Origin of the sequence: Sphingomonas soli NBRC 100801, assembly GCF_001591025.1 — a bacterium.
Lineage (GTDB): Bacteria > Pseudomonadota > Alphaproteobacteria > Sphingomonadales > Sphingomonadaceae > Sphingomonas > Sphingomonas soli.
The window spans coordinates 61,540-88,367 of record NZ_BCTZ01000004.1 but is presented as its reverse complement, the minus strand read 5'-3'; the positions used below and the strand labels follow the sequence as shown (position 1 = coordinate 88,367).

Below are 26,828 nucleotides of genomic sequence, written 5' to 3'. Positions count from 1 at the left end.
CCTACCGCCGCGTGGCTAATGTCGCGTTAACGACACCCGCGAGGAAGATGGATACGAAAACGCCGCCCGGTTTCCCTGGGCGGCGCATCGGTCAGACAAAGGCCCGGATGGGCCGCCCGATTACTTCTTGCCGAGGCTGAGGCCGCCGAAACGCTTGTTGAAGCGTGCGACCTGACCGCCCTGATCGAGAAGCTGGCCGCGGCCGCCGGTCCATGCCGGGTGCGCGAGCGGATCGATGTCCAGCGTCATCAGATCGCCTTCCTTGCCCCACGTCGAACGCGTCTCGAAGACGGTGCCGTCGGTCATCTGGACCTTGATCATGTGATAATCGGGGTGCGTATCAGCCTTCACGTCGAATTCCTTGCAAATGCCGCCGGTTCCGACCGGCTGACGAAGGCCGCGCGCCTAGCAGAGCAACGCCGCTAGCGCAACCGCCACCAGCGCCGGGCAGCGACACCGGCCCAGATCGCCTCGACCAGCCCAAAGGGCCAGGCACCCTGAAGGAAGCCATAGGCCGAGCCGAGCAGGCAGGAGAGCGAGAAGACCAGCACCCACCAGGGGGACCGGTCTTCCAGCGCATAGCTGACGAGCATGGCGGTGACCGCAACCAGCCCGAAAGCCGTAAGCACGTCCATCACGCTATTGCCGTCATGCCTTTGGAGGGTCTGCGATCATCGCGGTGAATTCGCATTCGGTGGCGACCTCACCATCGAGCACCGCCTTGCCCGCGAACTTGCAGACGCGGCTGCGCTTCTGGACGAACTCCACCTCGAGCCGCAGCAGGCAGCCCGGCTCGACCGGCTTGCGGAATTTCACGCCGTCGATCGACATGAAATAGACCAGTTTGCCCGAACCGGCGAGGCCCAGGCTCTCCACCGCGAGCACGCCCGCCGCCTGGGCCAGCGCCTCGACCTGAAGCACGCCGGGCATGATCGGCCTTCCGGGGAAATGCCCCTGGAAGAACTCCTCGTTCATGCTGACCGCCTTGATCGCCACGATGCGCTGATCGATCACGAGTTCTTCGACCCGGTCGACCAGCAGCATCGGATAGCGATGCGGAAGCGCCGCCATCACCCGCCCGATATCGAGCGGACCGATGTTGACGCCCGCTTCCTGCGCTTCGCTCACCGGGGTTCGGCGGGCTTTGCGGGCTTGCCAGCGGCGGGCTTCGCAGCGGCAGGCGCCGCGGCAGCCGGAGCACCGGCCGGCGGACGCTGCTGCGCGGCCTGCTGATACGCGCGGATCTGGGCGATCTGGACGAGCTGCTGCTGGATCGCCAGCGTCTCACGGCCGGGTTCCCAATCAGCCGGCGGCGCGATGCTCACGGTCGGCGTGGTCTTGTCGATCTCGGCAGTGATCGCCGGGCTGATGTCTGCCGAATCCGGCGCGTACATGAACACTTCCGGCGACAGGACGACCGAGATCTTGCGCGCGTCCACAACGGCCTTCTGCGCTGCTTCATACTTGCGCAGGATGCCCTCGATCGCGAACAGTTCGGCGCGCGACGCGGGGTTGCTCAGCCGCGCCATATCGGCCTGGGCCTTTTCCTGCGCGGTCTTGATCTTTTCGAGCACCGGGTTCTTCGCGTTCTGCGCGACCTTCAGCTCCTCGTCGGTGACCTTGCCGTCCTTGTTGGTGTCCAGCTGGGAAACGAGCGGCTTGAGCTCGGCGTCGAGCGCGGTGCGGCGCTGCTGCATCTGATCGAACGAAGACTTGTACGTCGTGCCGATCTGCTCGTTGGCGGCGGCGAATGCCTTGGAATTGCCGACCACCGAAGTGGGGTTGGCATAGGCGATGCCGGCGACTTGGGCCTGGACGGGTGCCGCAAAGGCGAACGCCGCAGGCGCGGCGAGCAGGCTCGCGATCATGCGCTTCTTGGTAATCATCAGAACTGAGTCCCTACGTTGAAAGTTACAAGCTTCTTGTCATCGCCCGGTGCCGCCAACAGCGCTTTCGCGACGTCGATACGCAGCGGTCCGAACGGTGAATTCCAGTTCACGCCGAAGCCGATCGAAAGGCGCGGCTTGGCGCTATCGCCCACGAAACGCTCGAGGAAGGGTGCCGTGGTGCTGAATGCCTGCTGGTTGATCGACGTGCCGACGCACGGGCCGCCCGCGGTGGCCGAATAGCCGACGGTGCAGGTGGTCAGCATACCGGCGTTGATCGTGTCGGTGGGGCTGACGGTGTAATAGATATTGCCCGCATTATCCTTCACCGGATCGGACTTGGGCAGCAGGGTCGGCGAGCCGTCCTTGTTGAAGAGCAGCGTCCCGCCCGAGCTTGCCTGGGTGAAGGCGATCGTCTTGCCCGGGCGGGTGATGTTGAACAGGCTGCCCGCCATGACGAAGATCGACGGGCGCAGGCCCATCTCGGCGGCGCCCGCGCCCAGCGGAAGCTCCAGCTCGGCCTTGGTCAGGTAATAGGCCTTGCCGCCGATCGCGTCGTCGATGATCTGATCCCTGTCGGTGATCAGCAACTGCGTGCCCGTGGTGGGATCGCCGGTATAGGCGATGCGCTGGACGCGCGGACCCACGCCGCGAATGTCGAAGCCGCGGAACTGCGGCTCACCCAGATAGAAGCGGTCGGTGATCCGGATCGGATCGATGCCCGCGCCGCGCTTTTCCAGGCTGTGGATATAGCCGCCCTCGGCAGAGACCGAGAAGATGAAGCCGCTGCCCAAGCCCCAATATTTATCGGCATCGAAGCGGGCGCGGGCGTAGCGCACGTCACCGCCCAAACCGGCAAAATCGGCGCCGATCGTCAGGCGCTGACCGCGCGTCGGCCGGATACGGCTGTTGAGGCTGTCATAGATCAGCGACACGCCGACCAGCGACGTGATGCGCGCGCCCACCGCTTCGCAATAATAGCGCCCGGCCTTGACCGGATCGCATTCGTTGCTGTCGAGCACGCCGTTGCCGTTGAGGTCCGAGTAGAAGCTGTTCCTGTCCAGCGTCACATCGTCCTGCATCAGCGAATAGCGAGCGGAGAGCGTCCAATATTCGGTGAGCGGCACGCCCGCGACGAGCTGGAAACCGGTCGAGACCTGGCTGTACGTGGTCGAGCGATCCGAGCCGATATAGTTGAACGCGTTGTAATCGCGGCGGAACACCGTGCCGCCCAGCGCGACGTTGCTGTCGAACAGATAGGGCTCGGTGAAGCCGAGTTCGACCGACTTGGAATAAGTGGAGTAATCGACCGAGGCCGAGACTGTCTGCCCCTTGCCGCGGAAATTGCGCTGGCGGATCGATGCCTGGAGGATGAACTGCTCAAGGCTCGAGAAACCTGCCGAAAGCGTCAGTTCGCCATTCGCCTTTTCCTCGACATTGGCCGAGAGCACGATGCGGTCCGGCGCCGAGCCGTCCTTGCGCTCGATCTCGAACTTGTCCTGGAAATATCCGAGCGAGTTGATGCGGTCCTGCGAGCGCTTGACGAGGAAGGTGTTGAAGGCGTCGCCCTCGGCCACGCGGAATTCGCGCCGGATCACCTTGTCCTGCGTCTGGCGGTTTCCGGTGATGTCGATCCGCTCGATATAGGTGCGGTTTGCCTCGCCGATCCGGAAGCTCATGCCCATGGTCAGCGTTTGGGGATCGCGCTGGAAGTCCGGGCGGACATCGGCGAACGCATAGCCGAAGATGCCGGCGGTCTCGCTCAACTGCTCGACGGTGTCCTCGACCGCCTTGGCGTTGTACCAGTCGCCTTCCTTGATCTGCAGGCTGGCGGCGAGCTTCTTCTCGTCAAAGTCGCGGATCGCGCTTTCGACGGTGATCGGGCCGAACTTATAGCGGGGGCCTTCTTCCACCACATAGGTGATGATGAAGTCCTTCTTGTCCGGCGTCAGTTCCGCGACTGCGGAGACCACGCGGAAATCGGCATAGCCTTCGGTCAGGTAGAACTGGCGCAGCTTCTGCTGGTCATAGGCCAGCCGATCCTGGTCGTAGGAGGTGTTGGAGCTGAAGATCGAGGTCAGGCGCGCCTGCTTGGTCGCCATCTCGCCGCGCAGCTTGCCATCGGAGAATACTTCGTTGCCGATGATGTTGATCTGGCGGACCTTGGACTTGGGCCCTTCGCTGATCTCGAACACCACATCGACGCGGTTTTGGTCGAGGCTGACCATCTTTGGCTCGACGCTGGCCGCGAAACGGCCCTGACGCCGATAAAGCTCGATGATTCGCGCGACATCGGCGCGCACGGCGGTGCGCGTGAAGATCTGACGCGGACGAAGCTTCACTTCCTTGTCGATCTTGTCCTGCTTCAGGCGCTTGTTGCCCTCGAAGATCACGCGGTTGATCACGGGGTTTTCGCGGATGCGGATCACCAGATTGCCGGTATCGACGCCCTCGATCGACACATCGGCAAGCAGTTCCGAGGCGAGCAGGTCCTTGATCGCCTGATCGATCGTCTCGTTGGTATATTCGGTGCCGGCGCGCAGGCGGGTGTAGGAAAGCACCGTCTCTGGCTCGATGCGCTGCGACCCTTCGACGCGCAGGCTTTTCACCAGCCGCGTTTCCTGCGGGGCGACAGGGGCCGCCTCCTGCGCCGCTGGTGCGGCAGCCGGTGCGGTTTGGGCAATAGCGGACCCGCTCAAGGCTATCCCCGAGAGGATAGTTCCCGCCAGGAGCGTCGCGGAGGCTCGTGCGCCCATTTTAGTCACCTTTGTCGCAGTCACATCCCACCCCAGTCGGAATTCAAATTAACCAGTCGCCAATAGGGCATCACACCGCCCTGCCCTAACCGCGTCAGCCGATCAACCCGGCCAGATTTTTCCAGACGCCAAAAGCTCCAAGATCATTGAGCGTAACGAACAGCATCAACGCAAGAATTGCGATCATGCCGCCGCGAAACGCCCATTCCATTACCTGTGGCTCAACCGGCCTGCGCCGGACCGCCTCGACTGCGTAGAATAGCAGGTGACCGCCATCCAGCACCGGAACTGGCAACAGGTTGATGAACCCCAAGTTAATCGAGATGAGCGCGATCAGGAATACGAACTCGGTTGGTCCCATAGCGAGACGTTCACCCGAAACTTGCGCGATTTTCAGCGGCCCGCCGAGTTCGGAAACCGAGCGGCGGCCGGTTATGATCTGCCCGAGTCCGTCTATCGTCATCTGGACGATATCGGCGGTCGTGCGCAGGCCGATGAGCGGCGCTTCGAGGATTCCTACCGGCACCTGCACGGATTCGGGGGGAGCGATTCCCAGCTGACCGATCTTGAAGACATTGCCGAAGCGATCCTTCTCGGTGCGGACGCCGATCACCGCATCGACGGAAAGTTGCGCGCCGCCGCGCTCATATTCGATGCGCACCGCCTCGTTGGGACGAAGCTGCGTGTACTTCACCATGTCGCGATAGGTTTCGACCGAACGGCCGCCCAGCGAGGTGATCCGGTCCCCGGCTTGCAGCCCCGCCTGCGCGGCCGGGCTGCCGGGCAGGATCAGCCCGGCCGTGCTGGGTGTGCGATTGTCGCCATAAGCGAACGAGAAGGCGGCAAGGATGAGGATGGCGATCAGGAAATTGGTGACGGGCCCTGCCGCCACGATGATCGCCCGCTGCCAAAGCGGCTTGGACTGGAAGGTCTGCGCGCGCTCATGCGCGGGAAGCGACAGCCATTCGGGTGACGGCTGGCTCGCCGGGTTCATGTCCCCGGCAAAGCGCACATAGCCGCCCAGCGGCAGCCAGCCGAACTTCCACCGCGTGCCGCGCCGATCGGTAAAGCCCGCCACTTCGCGTCCGAAGCCGATCGCAAACTCGTCGGCCTTCACGCCGAACCAGCGCCCCGCGAGGTAATGCCCAAGCTCATGGAGGAATACGAGCGGCCCGATCACAAGCGCGAACGCGAGTATAGTGAGCAGGATGCCGGGATTTTCGATCAAAAGACGCAGTCCTTTACACGCTCGGCCGCCCGCGCCCTCGCCTCAGCATCGATCGCCAGCACCGCATCGAGACTATCCGGGGCCGGAGGATCGTAGCGGCCAAGCGTATCGGAAACGATTGCGGCAATTTCAAGAAACTTGACGGCACCGGCAAGGAAGGCGGCCACGGCGACTTCATTCGCCGCGTTGAGGATCGCGGGACGCGCGCCACCGGCAGCCAGTGCTTCGCGAGCAAGCTTCAGAGCTGGGAACCGGACGTAATCGGGTGCTTCGAAGTCGAGCCGCCCGATGCGCGGGAGATCGAGCCGCTCGCACGGCGTTTCCATCCGATCGGGCCAGGCGAGCGCATAGGCGATCGGCACGCGCATATCGGGCGGACCGAGCTGCGCCAGCGTCGATCCGTCGACATATTCGACCATCGAATGGACCACCGATTGGGGATGAACCACCACGTCTAGCTGGTCGGCCCGCACCGGGAACAGGTGGAACGCTTCGATTAGCTCCAGCCCCTTGTTCATCAAGGTCGCCGAATCGACCGAGATCTTGGCCCCCATCGACCAATTGGGGTGCGCGACGGCCTGCGCCGGGGTGATCGCGCGCATATCGTCGAGCGACGTGGTGCGGAACGGGCCCCCGCTGGCAGTCAGGATGATGCGGCGCACGCGATCCGGCGCGGTGCGATCGAGGCACTGGAAGACGGCGTTGTGCTCCGAATCAACGGGGAGCAACGTCGTGCCGGCGGCGCGGGCCGCAGCGGTCATGACGTCACCGGCGGAAACCAGAGACTCCTTGTTGGCCAACGCGACCGTGCCCCCTGCCTCCAGCGCCGCCATCACCGGCTTCAGCCCCGCCGTGCCGACGATCGCAGCCATGGTCCAGTCGGTATCCATCCGCGCCGCTTCGCAGACGGCATCCGCGCCTGCCCGCGCCTCGACACCCGATCCTGCAAGCACCTCGCGCAAGGGCGCAAGACAGGCGGGGTCGGCAACCACGGCAAGCCTGGCCCGCGTGCGGATCGCAGCGGCGGCAAGCCGTGCGACGTCGCAATTGGCGGTGAGTGCCACGACTTCGAACGCGTCTGGCTCGCGCTCGATCACGTCGAGCGAAGAGGTGCCGACAGAGCCGGTCGCGCCCAGGATGGTGACCCGTTTCATCAGGTGAGCACCAACACCAGCAGCGCGGCGGGAGGCGCTGCAAAGACAAGCCCGTCGAGCCGGTCGAGCAACCCGCCATGGCCCGGAAGCACCTTGCCCGAATCCTTCACGCCCGCCTGCCGCTTGAGGTTGCTTTCGAAGAGGTCACCAAACACCGACAGGATCGCGAGCAGGGGCGTGACATAGGCAAGCTGGGCCGGCAGCCCGAACAGCCAGACAAGGCCGAATGCGCCGATCGTCGCGCCAAGCACGCCGCCAATGACTCCCGCCCAGGTCTTTTTCGGGCTGATCGCGGGTGCCAGCTTGGGGCCGCCGATGGCGCGGCCAGCGAAATAAGCGGCGCTGTCCGCCGCCCAGACGAGGCCCATCGCCCAGAATGTGACGAGCAATCCCTGCGGCCGGTCACGCAGCACGATGAGCGCGAGGACCGGAAGCGCGACATAGACGATGCCGAGCGCAAGTCGCGGGCTCCGGAGCACCGCACCAGTGAAAAACATCGCCCCGCCGATCAGCCCGAGCGACAGGAAATAGGGCGCACCGGCAAAGGGGCACATCGCCGCGAGCGGCACCGACAGCGCATATTGCGAGAGCCGGATATCCTTAAGCTCTGCGCCGGCGAGCTCGCCCCACTCGCTCATCATCAGCAAGCCGGTGACCGCGAGGACCAGCCAGAAAACCGTGCCGCCCCAATAGAGCGTGAAGGCCGCCCCGGCGATCAGCGCCATTGCCACGCCGAAGCGCGTGCCGAGATCGGAGGTTTTGCTCACAGGCCCCCGAACCGCCGCTGCCGTTTGCCGAACAGATCGAGCGCGTCCGCCAGCGCGGCCTCGTCGAAATCGGGCCAGAGCGTGTCGACGAACAGGAACTCGGCATAGGCCGCCTGCCAGAGCAGGAAATTGGAAAGCCGCTGCTCGCCCGAGGTGCGGATCAGCAGGTCAAGCGGCGGGAGATCGCCGGTATCGAGCGCCGCTTCGAGCGCGGCTTCGTCGATGCTCGCGGGATCGAGCGTGCCCGCCTTGGCGCGCTCCGCAAGCGTCCGCGCGGCTGTCGCAAGTTCCGCCTGCGCACCATAATTGAGCGCGATCACCAGCGTCGGCCCCGGGTTGTCGGCGGTGCGCGCGATGGCTCCCTCGATCATCGAGACCAGATCGGGCGACAGCTTTCGCCAGTTACCGATCACGCGCAGCTTCACGCCTTCGGAAACCAGCTCGTCCAGCTCGCTGGCCAGGAAATGGCGGAGCAAGCCCATCAGGTCGCGGACTTCGTCCTCGGGGCGGCGCCAATTCTCGGATGAGAAAGCGTAGAGCGTCAGCACCTCGATGCCGAGCTTGCGCGCGGCGCGCGATACCCGGCGCACTGCTTCCACGCCCTGCCGGTGCCCCGCGATGCGCGGGAGGAAGCGCTTCTTCGCCCACCGCCCATTGCCGTCCATGATGATGGCGACATGGCGCGGCGGCGGCGCGGGTGCTTCAGGGGCTGGTTTAGCGGACATGGTCGCGGTCTAAAGCGCGTCGTACCCGCAAAAGCGGGAACCCAGGGTCACAAGCGACGTCGCCCTTGGCTCTGGGTCCCCGCATTCGCGGGAATGACGAATGAGAAAACAAGGCAAGTTTGGGCTCACTTGCCCATGATTTCCTTTTCCTTTGCCGCAGCCGCCGCATCGATATCGGCGATGGTCGCGTCGGTGAGCTTCTGCACCTCGGTTTCGTGGCGCTTGCGCTCGTCCTCGCCGAACACGCCCTTCTTCTCGTCGGTCTTCAGGCTGTCATTGCCGTCGCGGCGAACGTTGCGGACGGCGATGCGCGCGGCTTCGGCATATTTGCCGGCCAGCTTGGCGAGTTCCTTGCGACGCTCTTCGGTCAGATCGGGGATCGGCAGGCGGAGCGTGGTGCCGTCGGTGATCGGGTTAAGGCCCAGGCCCGCCGAGCGGATGGCCTTTTCAACCGGTCCGACATTCGACTTGTCCCACACTTGCACCGAGATCATCCGCGGTTCGGGCACCGAAACCGTCGCGACCTGGTTGAGCGGCATGTGTGCGCCATAAACCTCGACCGTAACCGGATCGAGGAGGTTCACCGACGCGCGACCGGTGCGCAGCCCCTGAAGATCGCTCTTCAGCGATTCGACGGCACCGGCCATCCGACGCTCAAGGTCGGCCTTATCGTAAGCGGGCATATATTCTCCTATGCGGCCTGAACGACCGTCGCAGTGGCTTCACCCTTGAGCACGCGGGCAAGATTGCCGCGCTCGCGGATGTTGAAAACGACGATCGGGATATTGTTGTCGCGGCACAGCGCAACTGCCGATGCGTCCATGACCTTCAAATTGTCTGAGAGCACGGTATCGTATGTTACTGTTTCATAACGCTTTGCACTCGCCACCTTCTTGGGATCGGCATCATATACGCCGTCCACTGACGTGCCCTTGAACAGCGCATCGCACTTCATCTCGGCGGCGCGGAGCGCTGCGCCCGAATCGGTTGTGAAGAAGGGGCTGCCGGTGCCGGCGGCGAAGATCACGATCCGGCCCTTTTCCAGATGCCGCTCGGCGCGGCGGCGGATGAAGGGCTCGCACACGCTGGCCATCGGAATCGCTGACTGGACGCGGGTTTCCACGCCCATCTTCTCAAGCGCATTCTGCACTGCGAGCGCGTTCATCACCGTGGCGAGCATGCCCATATAGTCGCCGGTCGCGCGATCCATGCCGCGCGCCGCGCCCGATATGCCGCGAAAGATGTTGCCGCCGCCAACGACGACGCACAGCTCATAGCCCTGCTTGCGAACATCGGCGATCTCTTCTGCCACGCGCGCGATCACATCCGGATCGATCGACAGGCCACTTTCGCCCATCAGCACCTCGCCCGAAAGCTTGAGCAAAATTCGTTTGTAGCGCGCGGTCATTTTAGCCTTGGCAAAGAGGGGGTAAGGGAGCGGCGCGGACCTTAGGCGGGCGGCGGCGCAGGGACAAGCGGAGATGGGCACGCTGGTAAAGAACGCGCGGTTCCACCGGCCCCTACCCTCCCTCGTCCAACTGGGCTAGGCCGCTCGCGATGAAGACCTCCGCTATAATCGTTGCCGCAGGACAGGGCGTTCGCGCCGGCGGTGGCGTTCCCAAGCAGTTTGCGATGCTGTCCGGCAAGCCGATGCTGGCGCACAGCTATGCCGCGCTCTGCGCCCACCCGGCCATCGATGCGGTGCTGGTGGTGATCGGCGATGGACAAGAATCGCTGCTTGCCGATGCGCTGGGCGAAGTCCCCTTCGTGATCGGCGGGGCAACGCGGCGGGAATCGGTGTCGAACGGGCTCGCCGCCATCGATGCGGAGCGCGTGCTGGTGCACGACGCAGCCCGTCCCTTCCTGACCGCCGCCGTGATCGATCGGTTGCTGGACGCGCTTGACGATCATCAAGGCGCGATCCCCGGCCTGCCGCTCGCCGATACTTTGGTGTCCGCCGCGGGAGAATTGGTTCCGCGCGACGGGCTGACACGGGTGCAGACGCCGCAGGCCTTTCGCACCGACGCGCTGCGCCAGGCGCATGCCGCATGGCCGGTCGATCGCGAAGCGACCGACGATGGGCAAATGGTCCGCGCGCTGGGGCATGACGTTGCAATCGTCGAAGGAGCCATCGAGCTGGAAAAGATCACGCACCCCGCCGATTTCGAAGCCGCCGAGGCGCGCCATGCCGCGCAGATGCGCGTGCGCACCGCGCAAGGCTATGACGTGCATCGCTTCGCCGTGGGGGAGGAATTGTGGCTGGGCGGCGTGCTGGTGCCGCACAGCCATGGACTTTCCGGGCATAGCGATGCCGATGTCGCGCTGCATGCGATCACCGACGCTTTGCTCGGCACCATCGGCGCGGGCGATATCGGCATGCACTTCCCGCCCAGCGACGCGAGGTGGCGCGGCGCGCGATCGGCGCAGTTCCTGGAGCATGCGGTCCGGCTCGTCCGCGCGGAGGGTGGCGTGATCGACTTCATCGACCTGACGATCATCTGCGAGGCCCCCAAGATCGGCCCGCACCGCGAAGCGATCCGGGCCAACATTGCGGGGGTTTTAGAGCTTCCGGTGAATTGTGTGAGCGTGAAGGCGACAACCACCGAGCGGCTCGGCTTCACCGGCCGCAGCGAAGGCATGGCAGCGCAGGCGGTCGCGACGGTGCGCGTGCCGGGGTGACGATAGGGTGGCTGGCGAACGGCTTGCCCTCTCCCTCGCACTTCGCGCTAGCCTTACCCACATTCCGGTGGCAGAGGCCCGACGCTTATGGACACGATTCTTCCGGCCAAGCTGATCGAAGCGGCGCGCAAGGTGCTTGAGGCCAATCGCGCCGTGGGCCGGCGCATCGCGGTTGCGGAAAGCTGCACCGGTGGCCTGGTCAGCGCGGCGCTCACCGAGATTCCGGGCTCGTCCGACGTGTTTGACGCTGGATTCGTCACCTATTCCAACGAAGCCAAGCAGGAGGTGCTGAAGGTCAGCAGCGACGTGCTGGAGACGTTCGGCTCGGTCTCGATCGCGGTGGCCTGGAGCATGGCGCAGGGCGCGCTGCGCCGCTCGAACGCAGATGTCGCGGTGGCGATCACGGGGATCGCCGGGCCCGATGGCGGCAGCGAGAAGAAGCCGGTGGGCACCGTGGTGTTCGCGCAAGCCGTGCGCGGCGCAGATCCGCAGCACATCGTCGCGGATTCGCGGCTGCTGGAGAATAATGGCCGCGGCGGCGTGCGGCTTCAGGCGGCGTTGTGCGCGCTCGACTTGCTGATGCCGGACGCGGCCGACGGAGCAGCGGAGCCGGCGTAGAGCTTCGCGGCGCGCTCCTCGAAAGCGCCGATCATCTTGCGCAGCGCGCGATCGAATACCTGCCCTGCCAGCATCTCGAACATGCGGTTCTTGAACGCGAAATCGACGCAGAAATCGACATAGCAGCCGCCCTGCCCGTCCGACCGGAACTTCCAGTCATTGTTGAGGTGCTTGAGCGGGCCTTCGAGATAATCGACGCGGATATGCTCCGGGCGCTGCTTGCTGACCCGTGACGTGAAGCTCTCACGCAGCCCCTTGAAGCCGACGATCAGGTCCGCGACCATCTCGCTCTCGCTGTTCGAGCGGACGCGCACCGCGGTTACCCAGGGCAGGAACTCGGCATAAAGCGCGACGTCCGCGACCAGATCGAACATCTGCTCGGGGGTATAGGGAAGCTGACGGGTTTCGTTATGCTTGGGCAAAACCCGTCGACCCGGCGAAAACCGGTGCCTCCCAGATTGGCGGAGCGGTTCGGGCGCGAGATCCCGGCTTTCGCCGGGATGACGGCATGATCATGCCGTCACCTTCGCCAGCTTCGCCTCGCGATTGGCGCGCATCTTTTCGAAATCGTCGCCCGCGTGATAGCTCGAACGCGTCAGCGGCGAGGAAGCGACGAGCAGGAAGCCCTTGGCGCGTGCGATCGCACCATAGCTGTCGAACGCGGCGGGAGTGACGAATTCCTGCACCTTGGCATGGCGCGGCGTGGGCTGGAGATACTGGCCCATCGTGAGGAAATCCACGTCGGCCGAGCGCATGTCGTCCATCACCTGATGGACTTCCAGACGCTCCTCTCCCAGCCCCAACATCACGCCGGACTTGGTGAAGATCGACGGATCGAGCCGCTTCACCGTCTCCAGCAGGCGCAGCGACGCATAATAACGCGCACCCGGGCGGATCGTGGGGTAGAGCCTGGGCACGGTTTCGAGATTGTGGTTGTACACGTCGGGCCGCGCAGCGACGATCATCTCGATCGCCTGTTCGTGCTTGTTGCGGAAATCGGGGGTGAGGATCTCGATGGTGGTGGTCGGGTTCGACTTGCGGATCGCCTCGATCACCTTGACGAACTGCTTCGCGCCGCCGTCCGGTAAATCGTCGCGGTCCACGGAAGTGATGACGATGTGGGACAGCCCCATCTGTGCCGCCGCATCCGCTACGTTTTGCGGCTCCATCGGGTCCACGGCGCGCGGCATGCCGGTCTTGACGTTGCAGAAGGCGCAGGCGCGCGTGCACGTATCGCCCAAGATCATCACGGTCGCGTGCTTCTTGGACCAGCATTCGCCGATATTGGGGCATGCGGCTTCCTCGCACACCGTGGTCAGGCTCTTCGAGCGCATCAGCGCGCGAGTCGCGGCAAACCCCTGCGAAGTCGGTGCCTTCACCCGGATCCAGTCCGGCTTGCGGACACGTTCGGGGCGCGGAAGCGGCGAAATCTCGTTCATGCGCGCCAGATAGCCCTGCGACCGGGATGACACAACCGCAGCGCGCTCCTAATGGACGAGCCATGACCGATTTTACCGACCTGCTCGACGGCTATCAGCGTTTCCGCACGAGCGAGTATCGCCGCCACCGCGAGCGCTGGGAGGAACTGACCGAGGGCCAGAACCCCCGCGTCATGGTGATCGCCTGCTCCGACAGTCGCGTCGATCCCGCGCAGATATTCGATACCGTGCCGGGTGAAATCTTCGTGGTGCGCAACATCGCCAATCTCGTCCCGCCATTCGAGCTGGGCGGCGGGCGGCACGGCGTCTCGGCGGCGCTGGAGTTTGCGGTGACGCAGCTTGAGGTGCCGGAGATCGTGGTGCTCGGCCACGGTATGTGCGGCGGCGTGCATGCGGCGATTTCGCGCAGTTTCGAAGGCAGGGCTCCGGGCGCGGGTGGCTTCATCGCGCATTGGGTCGACATGCTGGACGAAGCGCGCGACCGGATCGTGGACGAGCTTGGCGACGGGCCGGAAGCGATCCGCGCGCTGGAGCTGGAGACGGTGCGTGTATCGCTGGCGAACCTGCGCACTTTCCCTTGCATTCCGGAACGCGAAGCGGCGGGCACGCTGCGGCTACACGGCGCCTATTTCGCGATCAACGATGGCGTTCTCCACCTGATGGGCGAAGACGGGGAGTTCGCGCCGGCCTGACGGCAGGTCTCGGGGTCAGAGCTTGTCGAGCGCGGCGCGGGCGACCTTCTCCACCTCCGGATCGAGCACAGGCGGTTCCATCGACACCTTGGCCTCCAGCGCGTCCGCGATCGCGGTGAGCGCGGCGATGCGTGCGGCTTTCTTGTTATTGCCGTCGATCACGATCCATGGGGCGGCCGGGGTATCGGTGCGCGCGAACATCTCGTCCATCGCCACCAGGTAATCGGCGCGGCGGGCGCGATTGCGATAATCCTCCAGCCCGGTCTTCCAGCGCTTCCACCGGTCGATCAGCCGGTCGCGAAAGCGCTTGTCCTGCTCCTTCTGGGTGATGTGGACGAAGACCTTGACCAGATTGGTGCCGGCGGCGAGCTGCTCGGCTTCGAACGCGTTGATCTGGCCATAGCCCGCCTTCCACTCGCCTTCGGTGGCGAAGCCTTCGACGCGCTCGACGAGCACGCGGCCATACCAGCTGCGATCGAAAATCGCGATTTCGCGCGGCTTGGGCAGCCGCTTGCGAAAGCGCCAGAGGAAATCGTGTCGCTTCTCGATCCCCGTGGGTGCCGAGATCGGCCAGACATGGAAGAAGCGCGGGTCCCAGCCGGCGGTGAGCCGCTCGATGATCCCGCCCTTCCCCGCCGCGTCCCAGCCCTCGAACATCACGATCGCGCGATTGCCATGGATGATATGGGCGTAATGGATGTGCGCGAGGCGCTTCTGGAGCTTCCTCAGCGCCTTCCTGTAGCTGCCTTCCAGCTCCTCGCCGGCTTCGAAGTCGCTGAGCTCGATCGTCATGGCGCGAGGCTAGCCTAGTTCGCGCGGCTCCGAAACGGCGTGGCGATGCCGGTGCTCAGCCAGAAGAGCAAGCCGAGCGCGGGGAGCAGGCCGAGCGCGGTGCGCGGGGCGATGGCGCAAGCGCCGGCGAGCGCGGCCGCAAGCCCGAGGCGGAGGCCCCAGGCGCAGCCGTTGAGCACGCGCTGCAACCGCGCGGCGCGGGCGGCGCGCATGCGGTGCCACGCTGCGCTGGTGTCGAGCGGGGGCGCTTCTTCGCGAAGCAGGGCAGCATCGCGGCGGAGCGCGGCGATGACGGGATCGTCATGCATCCTGATTTCCTAGGCGGGAAGCGAGCGCCGCACGGGCGCGGGAGAGCAATACGCGGACGCTCGGCGAGGCGAGGCCGGTGATCGCGGCGATCTCGTCGTGAGAGAATTCCTCGACATAGGCGAGCCAGAGCAATTGCTGCTGGCGCTTGCCGAGCGCGGCCCAGGCGCGGCCGGAAAAGAGCGGGCTGGCGGCGATCTCGCAGGAAAGCGCCGCGCCGTCGGCCTCTTCCCATGCGACCAATCGGCGCTGCTTGCGCCAGTGATCGGTCAGCAGCCGCGTGCCGATCGTGAAGAGGTAGCTGCGGGCGCGGGAATCTTCCCATTCGGCGGCCGGGCTTGCGGACCAGCGGACGAACGCTTCCTGGGCGAGATCCTCGGCGAGCGACCGCTCGGCGCCGATGCGCACGAGATAGGCCCAGAGCGCGCGGAAATGCGCTCCGTAAAAGGTGGCGAACCGGCGATAGGCCGGGCTGGTCACCCGCCGAGCACGCCCCAGCGCCGGCCGAGCCGGGCACAGACCGCGCTGGCGGCGAGCAGCCCCGCGCCCGAGGCTGCGGAGAGCACAGCCCACCAGCGCGCCCAATCGGCTTCGCGGACGAGGTCGATGTCGGCATCGCCGGGGACGCCGAGGCTGGTCACCCAGAAGCCGATGGCGAGGGCGAGCAGGACGATCGCCACTCCCACCATCGCGAGCAGCCGCCGGGCGATGGCCGTGGGAGAATCCATCGTCGCGAACAGCGCCTCGGCCTCGGGCGAGCGGGCGAATTCGACGAACTCGTCGGCGGTGCCGAAGCGCTCGGTGAGGCGGAGCAAAGTGCGCTCGCGCTCGCGCAGGGCAAGTTCGGCGAGGCGGCCGCGATGCCAATTGCCGAGCGCGAGGGCGATGAGCGCGGTGCTCGCCACCAGCGCCAGCCCGAGGATCAGTACCGCATCTTCCGTCATCGCTTCGTCTCCTGCCTGCGCGGTGTGTAGCAGTGAGACGTGCGGGAGGCGCGTGGGGTTAACGCGGCCGCGCGGCCTTTCGATCAGAGCCGCTTGGCGAACACGTGCGAGACCGTCTTGAAGCCGTGCCGTTCGAAAAAGCCGTGCGCGCGGTGATTCTCAAGGCCGCTTTCGAGGAACAGCCACTCGATCCCCCGCTCGGCCACGCGCGCCTCGATTTCGCCGATCAGCCGCTCGCCGATGCCGTGCGAACGCCGCGACGGTTCGACGGCCATATCCTCCAGCACGGCGAAGCGGCGGCGCGCGCTTTCCTCCCAAGCAACCACCGCGATCCCGACGATCGTCCCGCCATCGCGGCAGGTCAGCAGGTCGCGCTCGTCGCCGAGTTCGGCGAAGTCGTCGCGGTAGAGCTGGGCGAGATCGGGTGCCCATTGATCGCCGTCCGGGCTCAGCCCGGTCTGGATCTCGCCATGGCTGATATAGCGCGTGTCAAACCCGATTACGCGGCCGGCGAAATCGGCGGCTTCGCGCGCCGCGACTGCCGTTTTCTCCCATTGGAGAGATAGTCCGAACTGCTCGGCAGCGATTTCCATGCCACTTCCTCATCGATCTGATCGAGCCAGCCCGCGATCACGGCGCAGGGCTGCTTCTTGCCGGCCACCTTCTTCGCCATGATGTCCGCGACGGCCGCGTAGAAGGCCCGGTTGCGTCTATCCTCCGCCAGCGTGGTTTGAAAGACCTCCACGCCGACATCGAAGATATCGCGCACGTCGCGGGTGTAGTTGGAGCGGATCAGATCCGGCCACTGCGCGCGGAAGAAATCGTCCTCGAGTATCTCGACCATCCAGGCGACCCAGCTGGCGAACACTTCGGCCTCGACCAGATCGTCGCGGCGGAAGCGGGCGCAGACCTCGAACAGGTTGAGCGACTGGTAATAGAGGTTGAGCAATATGCCCCGCGCCTCGGTCTCACGCTCATCCTCCCACAACGCCTTCGCCACCGCCCCGCGCAGATGGGCGATCTTGGCCTCGTTCTGTGCGGTATATTGAAAGATGTTGGACGACGCGGTCTCCAGCGCGAGATAATTCGCGGCGACGTGCACCTCCGTTTCGCGCTTTTCGGACTCGCGGAAATGCTCGCGCTCGCGCTTTTCCACCTCGGCGAATTGCTGCTTGGCGTTGCGCGCCGAATACCAGGTGTAGAATGCCGACGCCATCGAGGCGACCATCGCCAATATCGCGATGATGTCCGACGGCGTTAGCGCCCTTGGCTCCAGCATGATGTTCCCCCCCAGAGACCGGTCGCTGCGTGTTATGCCGTGGCCGGCGCCGGGAAGCGAGGAAACTATCCTGCCTTCGGCCCGTCGCTCACGAGCTTGATGTGGAGCTCCTTGAGCTGCTTCGGGCTCACCTCGGAAGGTGCCTGCATCATCAGATCTTCGGCCTTCTGGTTCATCGGGAAGACGATGACTTCGCGGATATTGGGTTCGTCGGCAAGCAGCATGACGATGCGGTCGACGCCCGGCGCCGAGCCACCGTGCGGCGGTGCACCAAACTTGAACGCGTTGATCATCCCCGCGAAGTTCGTGTCCACGTCCTGCTGCGTGTAGCCGGCGATTTCGAACGCCTTGTACATGATTTCCGGACGGTGGTTACGGATCGCGCCCGAGCTCAGCTCAACGCCGTTGCAGACGATGTCATACTGATAGGCAAGGATGTCGAGCGGGTCCTTGGTTTCCAGTGCTTCCATCTCGCCCTGTGGCATCGAGAAGGGGTTGTGGCTGAAATCGACCTTCTTCGCGTCTTCGTCATATTCGAACATTGGGAAGTCGACGATCCAGCAGAATTCGAAGCGCGACTTGTCGATCAGGTCGAGCTGTTCTGCGGCGCGGGTGCGGGCGAGGCCAGCAAGCTTTGAAGCCTGTGCTTCCTTGCCCGCAGCGAAGAAGATGCCGTCGTTGGGCCCAAGGCCAAGCGCATCGGCGATTGCCTTCATGCCTTTCTGGCCGTGGTTGTTGGCGATCGGGCCGCCGAACACGCCGTCCTTCTGGGTGGCATAGCCAAGGCCCGGGAAGCCTTCCGACTGTGCCCAGCTGTTCATGTCATCGAAGAATTTGCGGCTCTTCTCAGCGGTGTTCGGTGCCGGGATCGCGCGGACGACATCGCCGCCCTCGACGATCGAGGCGAAGCGGCCGAAGCCTGAGCCCTTGAAGAAGTCCGAGACGTCGGTGATGATGATCGGGTTGCGCAGGTCTGGCTTGTCGTTGCCGTACTTCAGCATCGATTCGCGGTAGGGGATGCGCTTGAACGGCAGCGGGCTGACCGTGCGGTTCTTGCCTTCCCAGTCTGCGAATTCCTCGAACACGCCGTGGAGCACCGGTTCGATCGCGTTGAACACGTCGTCCTGGGTCACATAGCTCATCTCGAAATCGAGCTGGTAGAATTCACCCGGCGAACGATCGGCGCGGGCGTCTTCGTCGCGGAAGCAGGGGGCGATCTGGAAATATTTGTCGAAGCCGGCGACCATCAGCAGTTGCTTGAACATCTGCGGCGCCTGCGGCAGCGCGTAGAACTTGCCCGGATGCACACGGCTCGGCACCAGATAGTCGCGCGCGCCTTCGGGCGACGACGCGGTCAGGATCGGGGTCTGAAACTCGGTGAAGCCCTGATCGATCATGCGGCGGCGGAGCGACGCGATGACGTTCGAACGGAGCAGGATGTTCTTGTGCAGGCGTTCGCGGCGCAGATCGAGGTAGCGATAGCGCAGGCGGATATCTTCCGGATATTCGTTGTCGCCGAACACCGGCATCGGCAGCTCGTGCGCCGCCGACTGGACCGTGACCTGCGCCGCGCGGACTTCGATCTCGCCGGTCGGCAGGTTCGGGTTCACCGCTTCGGCATCGCGCGCAACGACCTTGCCCGTCACGGTGATCACCGACTCGCTCTTGAGCGACTCGATGACGTCGAATGCCGGGCCGCTGGCGTCGGTGACGATCTGGGTGATCCCATAATGGTCGCGCAGATCGACGAAGACGAGATCGCCATGATCGCGCTTGCGGTGGACCCAGCCCGAGACCCGGACTTCGGTTCCGACATCGGAGGCGCGGAGTTGTGCGCAAGTATGGGTGCGATAGGCGTGCATTGCTCTGATCTCTCGTAACTTCGTCGCCCCTGCCTTGCGCCGGGGTCCCGCTTCCTTGTCCATCAATACGTAGCGGGATCCCGGCTCAGGGCCGGGATGACGATAAATTGGATGGTGGGCCGCATTCCTTGCATGCACTCTTTTGTCAACCCGAAGGACAGTCTATGGGGCCGCGATGCATATCCATGGCCTGATCGAGGATTCCGCCGCCCTCGCCAATATCTGCGCGCGATTTGCCAACAAGCCTTATATCTGCGTGGACACCGAGTTCATGCGCGAGAACAGCTATTGGCCTGAACTCTGCCTGATCCAGATCGCCGATGACGAGGAAGCTGCGGCAATCGATCCGATGGGCGGGATCGACATGCAGCCTCTCCTCGATCTGTTGGTGAACAACGAAAACGTGCTCAAGGTATTCCATGCCGGCGGGCAGGATATCGAGATCGTCTATAACCTGACCGGCAAGACGCCGCACCCGCTGTTCGACAGCCAGGTCGCCGCGATGGCGCTGGGGCAAGGCGAACAGATCGGCTATTCGAACCTGGTCGATACCTATCTGGGCATCTCGGTGGACAAGGGCGCGCGCTTCACCGATTGGGCCCGCCGCCCGCTCGACAAGCGCCAGATCGATTATGCGATCTGCGACGTCACCTATCTCTCCGAGATCTTTCCCAAGATGCTGGAGAAACTGAAGCGCACCGGGCGCGGCCAGTGGCTCGATCAGGAGATGGAGCGGCTCGCCGATCCGGAGAACTACCGGACCGATCCCGATCAGGCATGGCAGCGCGTGCGCATCTCCAGCCGCAAGCCCGAAGTGCTTGGCCGACTGAAGGCGCTGGCGCGGTGGCGCGAGCTGGAAGCGCAGGGCAAGGATCTGCCGCGCGGCCGCATCATCAAGGACGAGACGCTGGCCGATCTCGCCGGCAATCCGCCGCGCAAACAGGCCGATCTTGGCCGCGTGCGCGGGCTTTCGGCGGCATGGGCAGGCAATGATATCGGCGGGCGGCTGATGGACGCGCTCGCCCATGCCGAGCCGATGAGCACCGAGGAAATGCCCTCGCGCGACGATCGCAAGCCCGCTTTGGGCAAGGATGGCGCTCTGGTTGCGGACCTGCTCAAGCTGCTGCTCAAGATCCGCGCCAAGGAAATCAACGTCGCCGCACGCCTGCTGGCGCGTTCGGAAGATCTGGAGGCGCTCGCCGCTGGCCAGCGCGAGGGGCTCTCGATCCTGCAGGGATGGCGCTACGAGCAGTTCGGCCGCGACGCGGTTGAGCTCGTCGAGGGTCAGCTTGGGTTCACCGTCAGGAATGGTAAGCTCAAGATGACTCGTACGGAGGCCGCTGAATGATCCGTCTCGCGCTGCCGCTGATCGCCCTGGCCGCCACCGGCTGCAAGAGCGATGCCCGTCCCGAAACTCCGCCGCCGGCCGTGCCCGGCGTCGAGTGCAACTCGAACGGACTCGAAAGCCTGATCGGCCGCGCCCAGAGCCGCGAGACGACCGCAGAGGCAAAGCGCCTCTCCGGCGCGAAGCTGGTGCGCTATCTCACCCCCGGCATGATGGTGACGATGGAGTTCCGCCCCGATCGGCTGAACCTGCATCTGGGCACCGACGGCAAGATCGGCTCCGCGCGTTGCGGCTAAGCTGTTCGGGCGTTCGAGCCGACTAGGCCGCGTTACAAATTCGAACGGCAGAAATTCTCAGCTTGTGCTCGGAAGCTGCCATTCCGCAAGCGACCCATTTGCGGACATAGGCAAAATCGCGATATTAAATACCTATGACCTTCAAACAGCTAGAGGCGCTTGAGGCGCTAGAGCGAATCGCATCCGCTGGTCCGTGGTATGTGAGGAGGTTGGATGATGAGATGTGCATGGGCGCATATGCCGTCTCCACCAGCCCGGATACGGGAGCGAATGAGGACATGATGTCAGGCACTTGGCCCAGTTCGGAAGTGGTCGCAGCCTGCCTAATCCAATCGCCGCCCTATGTTGTGCCCGCCGACAATCGATATGAGGAGAACGCCAAACTAATCGCGGCAACGCGCACCGCGCTTCCGGAGCTTCTGCGCCTCGCCAGACGAGGAATGGAGCGCCAACCTGACGGCTGCTAACCACCCACAACCGGACATATCGAGGGCCTAGAATGTTCCCGAAGAGCGGACAGCAGCGCGTCCCGGAATTTGTCCACCCTGCCTAGCGCTCGAACGCAATATCCAGCGCCATCGCGTTGGCGAGGGCCTTGTGCCGCTTTTCGACCGCTTCGCTGTAGAGCGCCACATCCGCGCCCTTCAGGCTCAGGATCAGCGCGCCTTGCTCGATCGCGACTCGCGAGCGCTTGATCGGCCCGGCCACGCCGCCGCTCAGGCGCTGGCCGAGACGGATGGCGAGACCCCACAGACGCGCACGCTGGAGCGCTTCCGGCGCAGCGAGCAGCCCGAGCGGATCGGGCGAGGCCATCGCACCGCCCAGCGCGGTGTAAAGCGTCTGGGACAGGATCGCGCGGCCCGCGGCGTCGATGCCCACCCAATGGCCGTGCAGCGCGATCTCGGCACCGCGTTCGGCGCGGAACTCGGGGTTCGCGTTCCAGCCCACATCGGCGAGCAGGCAGGCGGCGTGACGCAGCCGGGCGATCTCGGACGGCTCGTCGGTAAAGAGCGGTGCGATCCAGGCGTCGAGCAGATCGCCATGCTCGGCGAAGCGGCCCAGCCGTGCTCCTTCCTCGCGCGCGGCCTCGATCAGGGGATCGCGCTGGCGTTGCTCGGGCAGCAGCCGTGCGAACAGCAATCCTTCGCGCAGGCCATAAGCGGAAACGATCGTCTCGGTGCTGCCCAGCACGCCCAGCACCTCGATCAGCAGCGCCGTTGCGTCGCCCAGCGTCGGCAGCCGCCCGCTGGAAAGGTCGGGGATCGCCTTCAGCTCGGCGCGCGACAGCCCTTCGAGCGTGCGGCCGAGTTCGCGAATGCGGCCGAGCGGTATCGCATATTGGTGCGCCACCGGCAGCGGATAGCCCGAGAGATGGATATCGAGCCGCGCGAGCGAGCGCCATGATCCGCCAACCAGATAAAAGGGGATCCCGGCGCCCCTTCCCGCCCAGCCAGCGTCCTCGATCAGCTTCGATACGGTGCGCGCCAGCGCATCCTCACCCTGTTTGCGGATCGCCCCGATCCGCAGCACGCCAAGCGGGAAGGATATCCTGTCGGTCACGGTCCCCGCGACCACGCGGACCAGTTCCAGGCTGCCTCCGCCCAGATCGCCTACGATGCCGTCGGCCTCGGGTATGGCGGAAAGCACACCCATTCCCGCCGCCATCGCCTCCTGCTCTCCGGAAAGCAGTTCGACTCGCAGGCCCAGCGCTTCCGCCGCGCGGACCAGTTCGCCGCCGTTCGATGCTTCGCGCACCGCCGCCGTCGCCACCGTGCGTAGTTCGTTGACGCGCATCTCGCGCGCCAGCCGGGCAAAGCGGGCTAGCGCGCCGCGCGCCAGCGCCAGGCTGTCGGCCGCGATCGCCCCGGTATCGGCCAGGTGCTTGCCTAGCCCCGCCATCACCTTTTCGTTGAACAATATGGCGGGAAGCCGGGCCGTGCCGTCATAGACGACGAAGCGAACCGAGTTCGAACCGATATCGATGATCGCGGTGCGCTTCCTCACGCGGGTTTCTTCTTGCGGCGCTTGAGCGACAATTTGGGCACGGGCTTGCGCGTCTTGAGCGCGGCCCCACGGCCCGAAAGCGACGGATTGGTCATGAAATAGCGGTGGAGATTGAACGGCTCCTCGCCTGCGTCACTGCGCACATAGCTGCCGTCGCTCCGGAGCATCCAGCTCTGTTCGGTATCGAGCAGATTGGCCTGCATCACCTGATCGAGCACCTGATCGTGCACGGTGCGGTTGAGGATCGGCAGCAGGAATTCCACGCGACGGTCGAAATTGCGCGGCATCCAGTCCGCCGACGAGACGTACAGCTTCGCGCTGGTGGAGGGCAGATCCTTCCCCGCGCCGAACGCGAAGATGCGGCTATGCTCCAGAAAGCGCCCGACGATCGATTTGACGCGGATATTCTCCGACATTCCCGGCACACCGGGGCGCAGGCAGCAAACACCGCGCACGATCAGGTCGATCTCCACGCCGGCATTGCCCGCTTCATAGAGCTTCTCGATCACCACCGGATCGACCAGGGCATTCATCTTCGCCCAGATCGCGCCCGGTCGGCCGTTGCGGACATGCTCGATTTCCTGGTCGATCAGCGAAAGCAGCTCCTCGCGCAGGTTGCGTGGGCTGATCGTCACCAGCTCCAGCCCCTCCGGCTCGACATAACCCGTGACGTAGTTGAAGATCTTCGCCGCATCGCGCCCCAGCCGCGGATCGGCAGTGAAGAAGCTCAGATCGGTATAGATGCGCGCAGTGACCGGGTGATAATTGCCCGTGCCGAAATGGCAGTAGGTGCGAAACTGCCCGCCCTCGCGCCGCACCACCATCGAAACCTTCGCATGGGTCTTCCAGTCGATGAAGCCATAGACCACCTGCACCCCCGCCCGCTCCAGCGCCGTCGCCCAGTACAGGTTCTGCTCCTCGTCGAACCGGGCCTTCAATTCGACCACCGCGGTCACCGATTTGCCCGCCTCCGCCGCAGCGATCAGCGCGTTGATCACTGCCGATTGCTTGCCCGCGCGATAGAGCGTCTGCTTGATCGCGACGACATCGGGATCCGCCGCCGCCTGGTTCAGATAGGCGATGACGACGTCGAAGCTCTCATAGGGGTGGTGGACGATGATGTCCTTGGCGCGGATGGCAGCGAAGCAATCGCCGCCATATTCGCGGATCCGCTCGGGAAAGCGCGGCGTATAGGGCGAGAATTTCAGGTCGGGCCGGTCTTCCTCCACCAGCATCGCCAGATCGCCAATGCCCAGAAATCCGCCGGTCTCGGTCAGCAATGCGTCGCTGCCGCCCAGTTCCTCCAGAAGCACGGCTTCCAGCTCGGGCGCGATCGACTCTTCCATCTCCAGACGGATCACACGGCCCTTGCGGCGTCGCTTGATCGCGGAGCGGAAGGTCAGGACCAGATCCTCGGCCTCTTCCTCAATCTCGATATCGCTGTCGCGCAGCACTCGGAACGTCGCCGATCGCAGGACGTCATAGCCGGGGAAGAGCAGGCTCGAAAATCGCTTGAGCACGGTCTCCACCGTCACATAGCGCGCGGGCTCGCCCGGCAGGCGCACGAAGCGCGGCATCGAAGTGGGCAGCAGCACCAGCTCGCGGATCGGCTCGCTGTCCGATTGACGGACCAGATCGAACACCACGGACGACCCCTGATTGGGGATGAACGGAAACGGGTGCGCCGGATCGAGCGCCTGGGGTGTCAGGATCGGGAAGATTTGTTCGCGGAAATGCCGTTCCAGCCAGTCAACGGCGTCCTCGCCGATTTCGTCCGGCCCCAACACGCTGATCCCCGCCTTGGCCAGATCGGCGCGGATATGGTTCCACACCGCCTGCTGCCCGTCGGCGAGTTTGCCCGCTTCTTCCACGATCGCGCTCAACTGCTGGCCGGGGGTGAGGCCGTCGGCAGAGCGCACCTCCACCTTCTGCAACTGCTGGCCCATCAGACCCGCGACGCGGACCATGAAGAACTCGTCGAAATTTGATCCCGAGATCGAGAGAAAGCGCAGCCGCTCCAGCAGGGGATGCGCCGGGTTCTGCGCTTCCTCCATCACCCGGCGATTGAACGCCAGCCAGCTCATTTCGCGATTAAAGTAACGATCCCCTGCGCTTGCCGGGGCGGAAGCCTCTTTCACGACGCGCTTTCTTGCAGCCTTGCCCATGCGCGTATCAGTCGTCCGTTACAGTTAAGAGACTGGCCTGCTGCAATGTGGCGCGCGCGACGGGAATCGACAAGCGCTGGACGCCTGCGCTTTCGAGAGCGTCGGCAACGCGCAGGATCGCGATATGGCTGCGCTCGATCCGCGCGGCGATCCACGCGATCACATCGGGCTTGGCGTGAAGCAGATGCCGGGCAAAGGCGCGCTCCAGAAGCTGCGGCATCAGCGCGTCATCGGGCGGGCCGAGTTCGAGCAAGGGCGATGCCGCGAGGCGTGAGCGCAGATCGGGCAGCTTGACCGCCCATTCGGGCGGCGGCGCTTCCGCCACGATCAGCAGCGGGCGGCGATCGCCTTGGGCGCGGTTCCATGCATGGAAGACATCCGCCTCGCGCATCCGGTCTGCGTCGTCCAGGATGTCGCCGCCGCTCTTCGCCGCGAAGATGCGTGCGAGCAGGCTGCGCCCCGATTTGCGCGGCCCTACGAGCAAGGCGCTCATCACCGGCCAGGTCGCCCAGCGTTCGAGCTGCTGGACCGCGCGCGCGTTCGAATCGCCGATCAGGAATTCCGTCTCGCTCGCTTCGGGCAGCCCAAGCGGCAGGCGTAGCTGGCTCATCAGCCGTTCGGCGCTGCCGCGGTTGCGGTGGGTTGCGGCGCGGGTGCCTGCGGGCGGCGGATGCGCAGCACTCCTGCACCTTCCTGAACCTGCCAGCCACGCCCTTCCAGCGCGGCGCGCAAGCTGCCGATCGGCCCGTCATAGGTAACGCGCATCACCGATATCCCGCCCAGCGCGGTGCTGGTGGTCACCGACGCGCGAACTCCCGGCAGCGAACGCAGCGCCGATTCGGAAGCGTTGAACGCGTTGACGTTCGGCGTCTCCACCTGGACGGTGAAGCTCGATCCGCTCTCGACGGTAGGCGTCGGGCTGACAATAGCCGCCGCGGTCTCGGCGTCGGTCGGCTTTTCCTCCTCCGTCTTGGCTTCCGGAGGCCGCGTCGCCAGCAGGCGATCGGTGGCGAGTTCGCCGCTCGCCAGCGCCGCCTGGAATGCCTTGTCGAGCCTAGCCACGCCCGCGTCCATCAGCGCATCCAGCGAATCGCCATTGTCGACGCGCAGCGCAAAGCTGGCGATCGGGCGTCGATCGGGTCCGTGATTGGCGGCGAACACGCCAATGATCGGCCCGCCCGGATAATCGCGGCGCAATTGCACTTCGGCGACCAGCACATCGGCCGCGCCATATTGATCGAGCACGGTGCGCCACCAGTTCCGCCCGCGCCGCAAGGTCTGGCCCGCATTGATCAGCAGCGAATCGGGACCCGTGCCGCGCGCGCGGACATAATCGACCGTGCTGCCGCCGCTGCGAAAGCGGTTCCATGCCTTGGCCCAGGCCGTTTCGCGCTCATAGACGATGCCCGCGCCGCCCGAAAATTCGAGCGGGATGAGAAGCATCGGCGAGGAACGGCTGAGCGCGGTCGATACGCCCAGGATAGCCCCGGCCTTTTGCCGGTCGAACAATACGCCCAGCGTGGCGATGTAGCGGTTCGGCCCGATCTGCTCGCGCTCCACCACCACCGCCGTCACCAGCGAATCGAGCGCCGAATCGGAAAGGCTGGAGGTCTTGCCGGTGAGCTTGCGCGCCAGCATTTCCCAGCCCTTGCGCTGCGCAATGCGCCAGCCGCCGGTGCGCGCGGCCTCTGCGCTGCCCGCCTTCACGTCCACCGAAACGCCCGAAATCTCGAAGGCGCCGGAGGGATCGATGGGAACCGCGCTGCCGCTCCCGCTGCCGGTCTTCCCCTGCGCCCACACGCCCCCGATGCCGGCCAATACCAGCGCGGATGCGGCTGCGATGCTCAGGGAAATGCGCGAAAGGGCCATGGTTGCCGCCCTTTTGGCGAAG

Annotated in this window: 29 protein-coding genes; 5 read left to right on the top strand and 24 right to left on the bottom strand. The window is 65.0% G+C overall.

From position 1 onward, the window contains the following. Positions 1 to 120 precede the first annotated feature (120 nt). The 11 genes from rpmE to pyrH all read right to left on the bottom strand — a co-directional run bounded on the left by rpmE (position 121) and on the right by pyrH (position 9,924). On the bottom strand, positions 121 to 351 hold the full coding sequence (gene rpmE, locus SSO01S_RS03930) for a 50S ribosomal protein L31 (protein ID WP_066795473.1): 231 nt from the start codon (positions 349 to 351) through the stop codon (positions 121 to 123). Positions 352 to 422: 71 nt separating this feature from the next. Next, positions 423 to 635: a hypothetical protein gene (locus tag SSO01S_RS03925; RefSeq protein ID WP_066795470.1), complete on the bottom strand. Its 213-nt coding sequence runs from the start codon at positions 633 to 635 to the stop codon at positions 423 to 425. Between the two features lie 13 nt (positions 636 to 648). Next, entirely contained in the window at positions 649 to 1,128 is a 480-nt protein-coding gene (gene fabZ / locus SSO01S_RS03920) for a 3-hydroxyacyl-ACP dehydratase FabZ (protein ID WP_066795467.1), read from the bottom strand. Beyond that, entirely contained in the window at positions 1,125 to 1,886 is a 762-nt protein-coding gene (locus SSO01S_RS03915) for an OmpH/Skp family outer membrane protein (RefSeq protein ID WP_066795464.1), read from the bottom strand. Before SSO01S_RS03915 ends, fabZ begins: the two co-directional genes overlap by 4 nt. Then, positions 1,886 to 4,642, bottom strand: a complete 2,757-nt coding sequence (bamA, locus tag SSO01S_RS03910) for an outer membrane protein assembly factor BamA (RefSeq protein ID WP_083942831.1) — start codon at positions 4,640 to 4,642, stop codon at positions 1,886 to 1,888. Before bamA ends, SSO01S_RS03915 begins: the two co-directional genes overlap by 1 nt. A 94-nt stretch (positions 4,643 to 4,736) precedes the next feature. Continuing rightward, on the bottom strand, positions 4,737 to 5,870 hold the full coding sequence (gene rseP / locus SSO01S_RS03905; protein WP_066795459.1) for an RIP metalloprotease RseP: 1,134 nt from the start codon (positions 5,868 to 5,870) through the stop codon (positions 4,737 to 4,739). Then, entirely contained in the window at positions 5,867 to 7,024 is a 1,158-nt protein-coding gene (locus SSO01S_RS03900; RefSeq protein WP_066795456.1) for a 1-deoxy-D-xylulose-5-phosphate reductoisomerase, read from the bottom strand. The genes rseP and SSO01S_RS03900 overlap by 4 nt, the downstream gene beginning before the upstream one ends. Beyond that, on the bottom strand, positions 7,024 to 7,791 hold the full coding sequence (locus SSO01S_RS03895) for a phosphatidate cytidylyltransferase (protein ID WP_083942830.1): 768 nt from the start codon (positions 7,789 to 7,791) through the stop codon (positions 7,024 to 7,026). Before SSO01S_RS03895 ends, SSO01S_RS03900 begins: the two co-directional genes overlap by 1 nt. Continuing rightward, complete coding sequence (locus SSO01S_RS03890; protein ID WP_066795453.1) at positions 7,788 to 8,516, bottom strand: isoprenyl transferase; 729 nt, start codon at positions 8,514 to 8,516, stop codon at positions 7,788 to 7,790. The genes SSO01S_RS03895 and SSO01S_RS03890 overlap by 4 nt, the downstream gene beginning before the upstream one ends. Before the next feature lie 125 nt (positions 8,517 to 8,641). Beyond that, positions 8,642 to 9,199, bottom strand: a complete 558-nt coding sequence (frr, locus tag SSO01S_RS03885) for a ribosome recycling factor (RefSeq protein ID WP_066795451.1) — start codon at positions 9,197 to 9,199, stop codon at positions 8,642 to 8,644. 8 nt (positions 9,200 to 9,207) lie between these two features. Continuing rightward, a complete protein-coding gene (gene pyrH, locus SSO01S_RS03880) occupies positions 9,208 to 9,924 on the bottom strand; it encodes a UMP kinase (RefSeq protein ID WP_066795448.1) in 717 nt (238 codons plus the stop codon). 149 nt (positions 9,925 to 10,073) lie between these two features. Here pyrH and SSO01S_RS03875 point away from each other — a divergent pair, with 149 nt between their 5' ends. Further along, on the top strand, positions 10,074 to 11,195 hold the full coding sequence (locus SSO01S_RS03875) for a bifunctional 2-C-methyl-D-erythritol 4-phosphate cytidylyltransferase/2-C-methyl-D-erythritol 2,4-cyclodiphosphate synthase (RefSeq protein WP_066795446.1): 1,122 nt from the start codon (positions 10,074 to 10,076) through the stop codon (positions 11,193 to 11,195). An 87-nt stretch (positions 11,196 to 11,282) separates the two neighbouring features. After that, positions 11,283 to 11,813: a CinA family protein gene (locus tag SSO01S_RS03870; RefSeq protein ID WP_066795443.1), complete on the top strand. Its 531-nt coding sequence runs from the start codon at positions 11,283 to 11,285 to the stop codon at positions 11,811 to 11,813. Here the strand turns inward: SSO01S_RS03870 and SSO01S_RS03865 are convergent. Together SSO01S_RS03865 and lipA are read right to left on the bottom strand one after the other, a co-directional pair. Next, complete coding sequence (locus tag SSO01S_RS03865) at positions 11,744 to 12,235, bottom strand: type II toxin-antitoxin system RatA family toxin (RefSeq protein WP_066795440.1); 492 nt, start codon at positions 12,233 to 12,235, stop codon at positions 11,744 to 11,746. The two genes, SSO01S_RS03870 and SSO01S_RS03865, sit on opposite strands and share 70 nt — an antisense overlap. Before the next feature lie 90 nt (positions 12,236 to 12,325). Further along, positions 12,326 to 13,252 carry a lipoyl synthase gene (gene lipA, locus SSO01S_RS03860; protein WP_066795437.1) on the bottom strand — a complete coding sequence of 309 codons (927 nt, stop codon included), beginning with the start codon at positions 13,250 to 13,252 and terminating at the stop codon, positions 12,326 to 12,328. A 62-nt stretch (positions 13,253 to 13,314) separates the two neighbouring features. On the opposite strand from lipA, the gene SSO01S_RS03855 reads away from it, so the two are divergent. Then, a complete protein-coding gene (locus SSO01S_RS03855; protein WP_066795434.1) occupies positions 13,315 to 13,944 on the top strand; it encodes a carbonic anhydrase in 630 nt (209 codons plus the stop codon). Between the two features lie 15 nt (positions 13,945 to 13,959). Here SSO01S_RS03855 and SSO01S_RS03850 read toward each other — a convergent pair whose 3' ends face one another. The 7 genes from SSO01S_RS03850 to aspS form a co-directional block, all read right to left on the bottom strand. After that, positions 13,960 to 14,736, bottom strand: a complete 777-nt coding sequence (locus SSO01S_RS03850; protein WP_066795432.1) for a polyphosphate kinase 2 family protein — start codon at positions 14,734 to 14,736, stop codon at positions 13,960 to 13,962. 14 nt (positions 14,737 to 14,750) lie between these two features. Then, positions 14,751 to 15,044, bottom strand: coding sequence for a hypothetical protein (locus tag SSO01S_RS03845; protein ID WP_066795430.1), 294 nt, complete (start codon positions 15,042 to 15,044; stop codon positions 14,751 to 14,753). Beyond that, positions 15,037 to 15,522: an RNA polymerase sigma factor gene (locus SSO01S_RS17695; protein ID WP_066795428.1), complete on the bottom strand. Its 486-nt coding sequence runs from the start codon at positions 15,520 to 15,522 to the stop codon at positions 15,037 to 15,039. The genes SSO01S_RS03845 and SSO01S_RS17695 overlap by 8 nt, the downstream gene beginning before the upstream one ends. After that, positions 15,519 to 15,986, bottom strand: coding sequence for a hypothetical protein (locus SSO01S_RS17690; protein WP_066795426.1), 468 nt, complete (start codon positions 15,984 to 15,986; stop codon positions 15,519 to 15,521). Before SSO01S_RS17690 ends, SSO01S_RS17695 begins: the two co-directional genes overlap by 4 nt. An 83-nt stretch (positions 15,987 to 16,069) precedes the next feature. Then, entirely contained in the window at positions 16,070 to 16,579 is a 510-nt protein-coding gene (locus SSO01S_RS03830) for a GNAT family N-acetyltransferase (RefSeq protein WP_066795424.1), read from the bottom strand. Further along, complete coding sequence (locus tag SSO01S_RS03825; RefSeq protein WP_157073630.1) at positions 16,486 to 17,265, bottom strand: hypothetical protein; 780 nt, start codon at positions 17,263 to 17,265, stop codon at positions 16,486 to 16,488. The genes SSO01S_RS03830 and SSO01S_RS03825 overlap by 94 nt, the downstream gene beginning before the upstream one ends. Before the next feature lie 65 nt (positions 17,266 to 17,330). Beyond that, positions 17,331 to 19,127 carry an aspartate--tRNA ligase gene (aspS, locus tag SSO01S_RS03820; protein WP_066795420.1) on the bottom strand — a complete coding sequence of 599 codons (1,797 nt, stop codon included), beginning with the start codon at positions 19,125 to 19,127 and terminating at the stop codon, positions 17,331 to 17,333. Between the two features lie 175 nt (positions 19,128 to 19,302). Here aspS and rnd point away from each other — a divergent pair, with 175 nt between their 5' ends. Together rnd and SSO01S_RS03810 are read left to right on the top strand one after the other, a co-directional pair. After that, complete coding sequence (gene rnd, locus SSO01S_RS03815) at positions 19,303 to 20,475, top strand: ribonuclease D (protein WP_066795417.1); 1,173 nt, start codon at positions 19,303 to 19,305, stop codon at positions 20,473 to 20,475. Further along, positions 20,472 to 20,768 carry an I78 family peptidase inhibitor gene (locus SSO01S_RS03810; protein ID WP_066795414.1) on the top strand — a complete coding sequence of 99 codons (297 nt, stop codon included), beginning with the start codon at positions 20,472 to 20,474 and terminating at the stop codon, positions 20,766 to 20,768. The genes rnd and SSO01S_RS03810 overlap by 4 nt, the downstream gene beginning before the upstream one ends. 549 nt (positions 20,769 to 21,317) lie before the next feature. On the opposite strand, the gene SSO01S_RS03800 is transcribed toward SSO01S_RS03810, so the two are convergent. From SSO01S_RS03800 to SSO01S_RS03785, 4 genes are read right to left on the bottom strand one after another with little or no spacing between them, the layout of a single operon-like run. Continuing rightward, positions 21,318 to 22,772, bottom strand: coding sequence for a Ppx/GppA family phosphatase (locus tag SSO01S_RS03800; RefSeq protein WP_157073629.1), 1,455 nt, complete (start codon positions 22,770 to 22,772; stop codon positions 21,318 to 21,320). After that, positions 22,769 to 24,937, bottom strand: coding sequence for an RNA degradosome polyphosphate kinase (locus SSO01S_RS03795; RefSeq protein WP_066795406.1), 2,169 nt, complete (start codon positions 24,935 to 24,937; stop codon positions 22,769 to 22,771). The genes SSO01S_RS03800 and SSO01S_RS03795 overlap by 4 nt, the downstream gene beginning before the upstream one ends. Positions 24,938 to 24,944: 7 nt before the next feature. After that, positions 24,945 to 25,547, bottom strand: a complete 603-nt coding sequence (locus SSO01S_RS03790) for a P-loop NTPase family protein (protein WP_066795404.1) — start codon at positions 25,545 to 25,547, stop codon at positions 24,945 to 24,947. Then, positions 25,547 to 26,806, bottom strand: coding sequence for a hypothetical protein (locus SSO01S_RS03785; RefSeq protein WP_066795400.1), 1,260 nt, complete (start codon positions 26,804 to 26,806; stop codon positions 25,547 to 25,549). The genes SSO01S_RS03790 and SSO01S_RS03785 overlap by 1 nt, the downstream gene beginning before the upstream one ends. Positions 26,807 to 26,828: the final 22 nt, after the last annotated feature.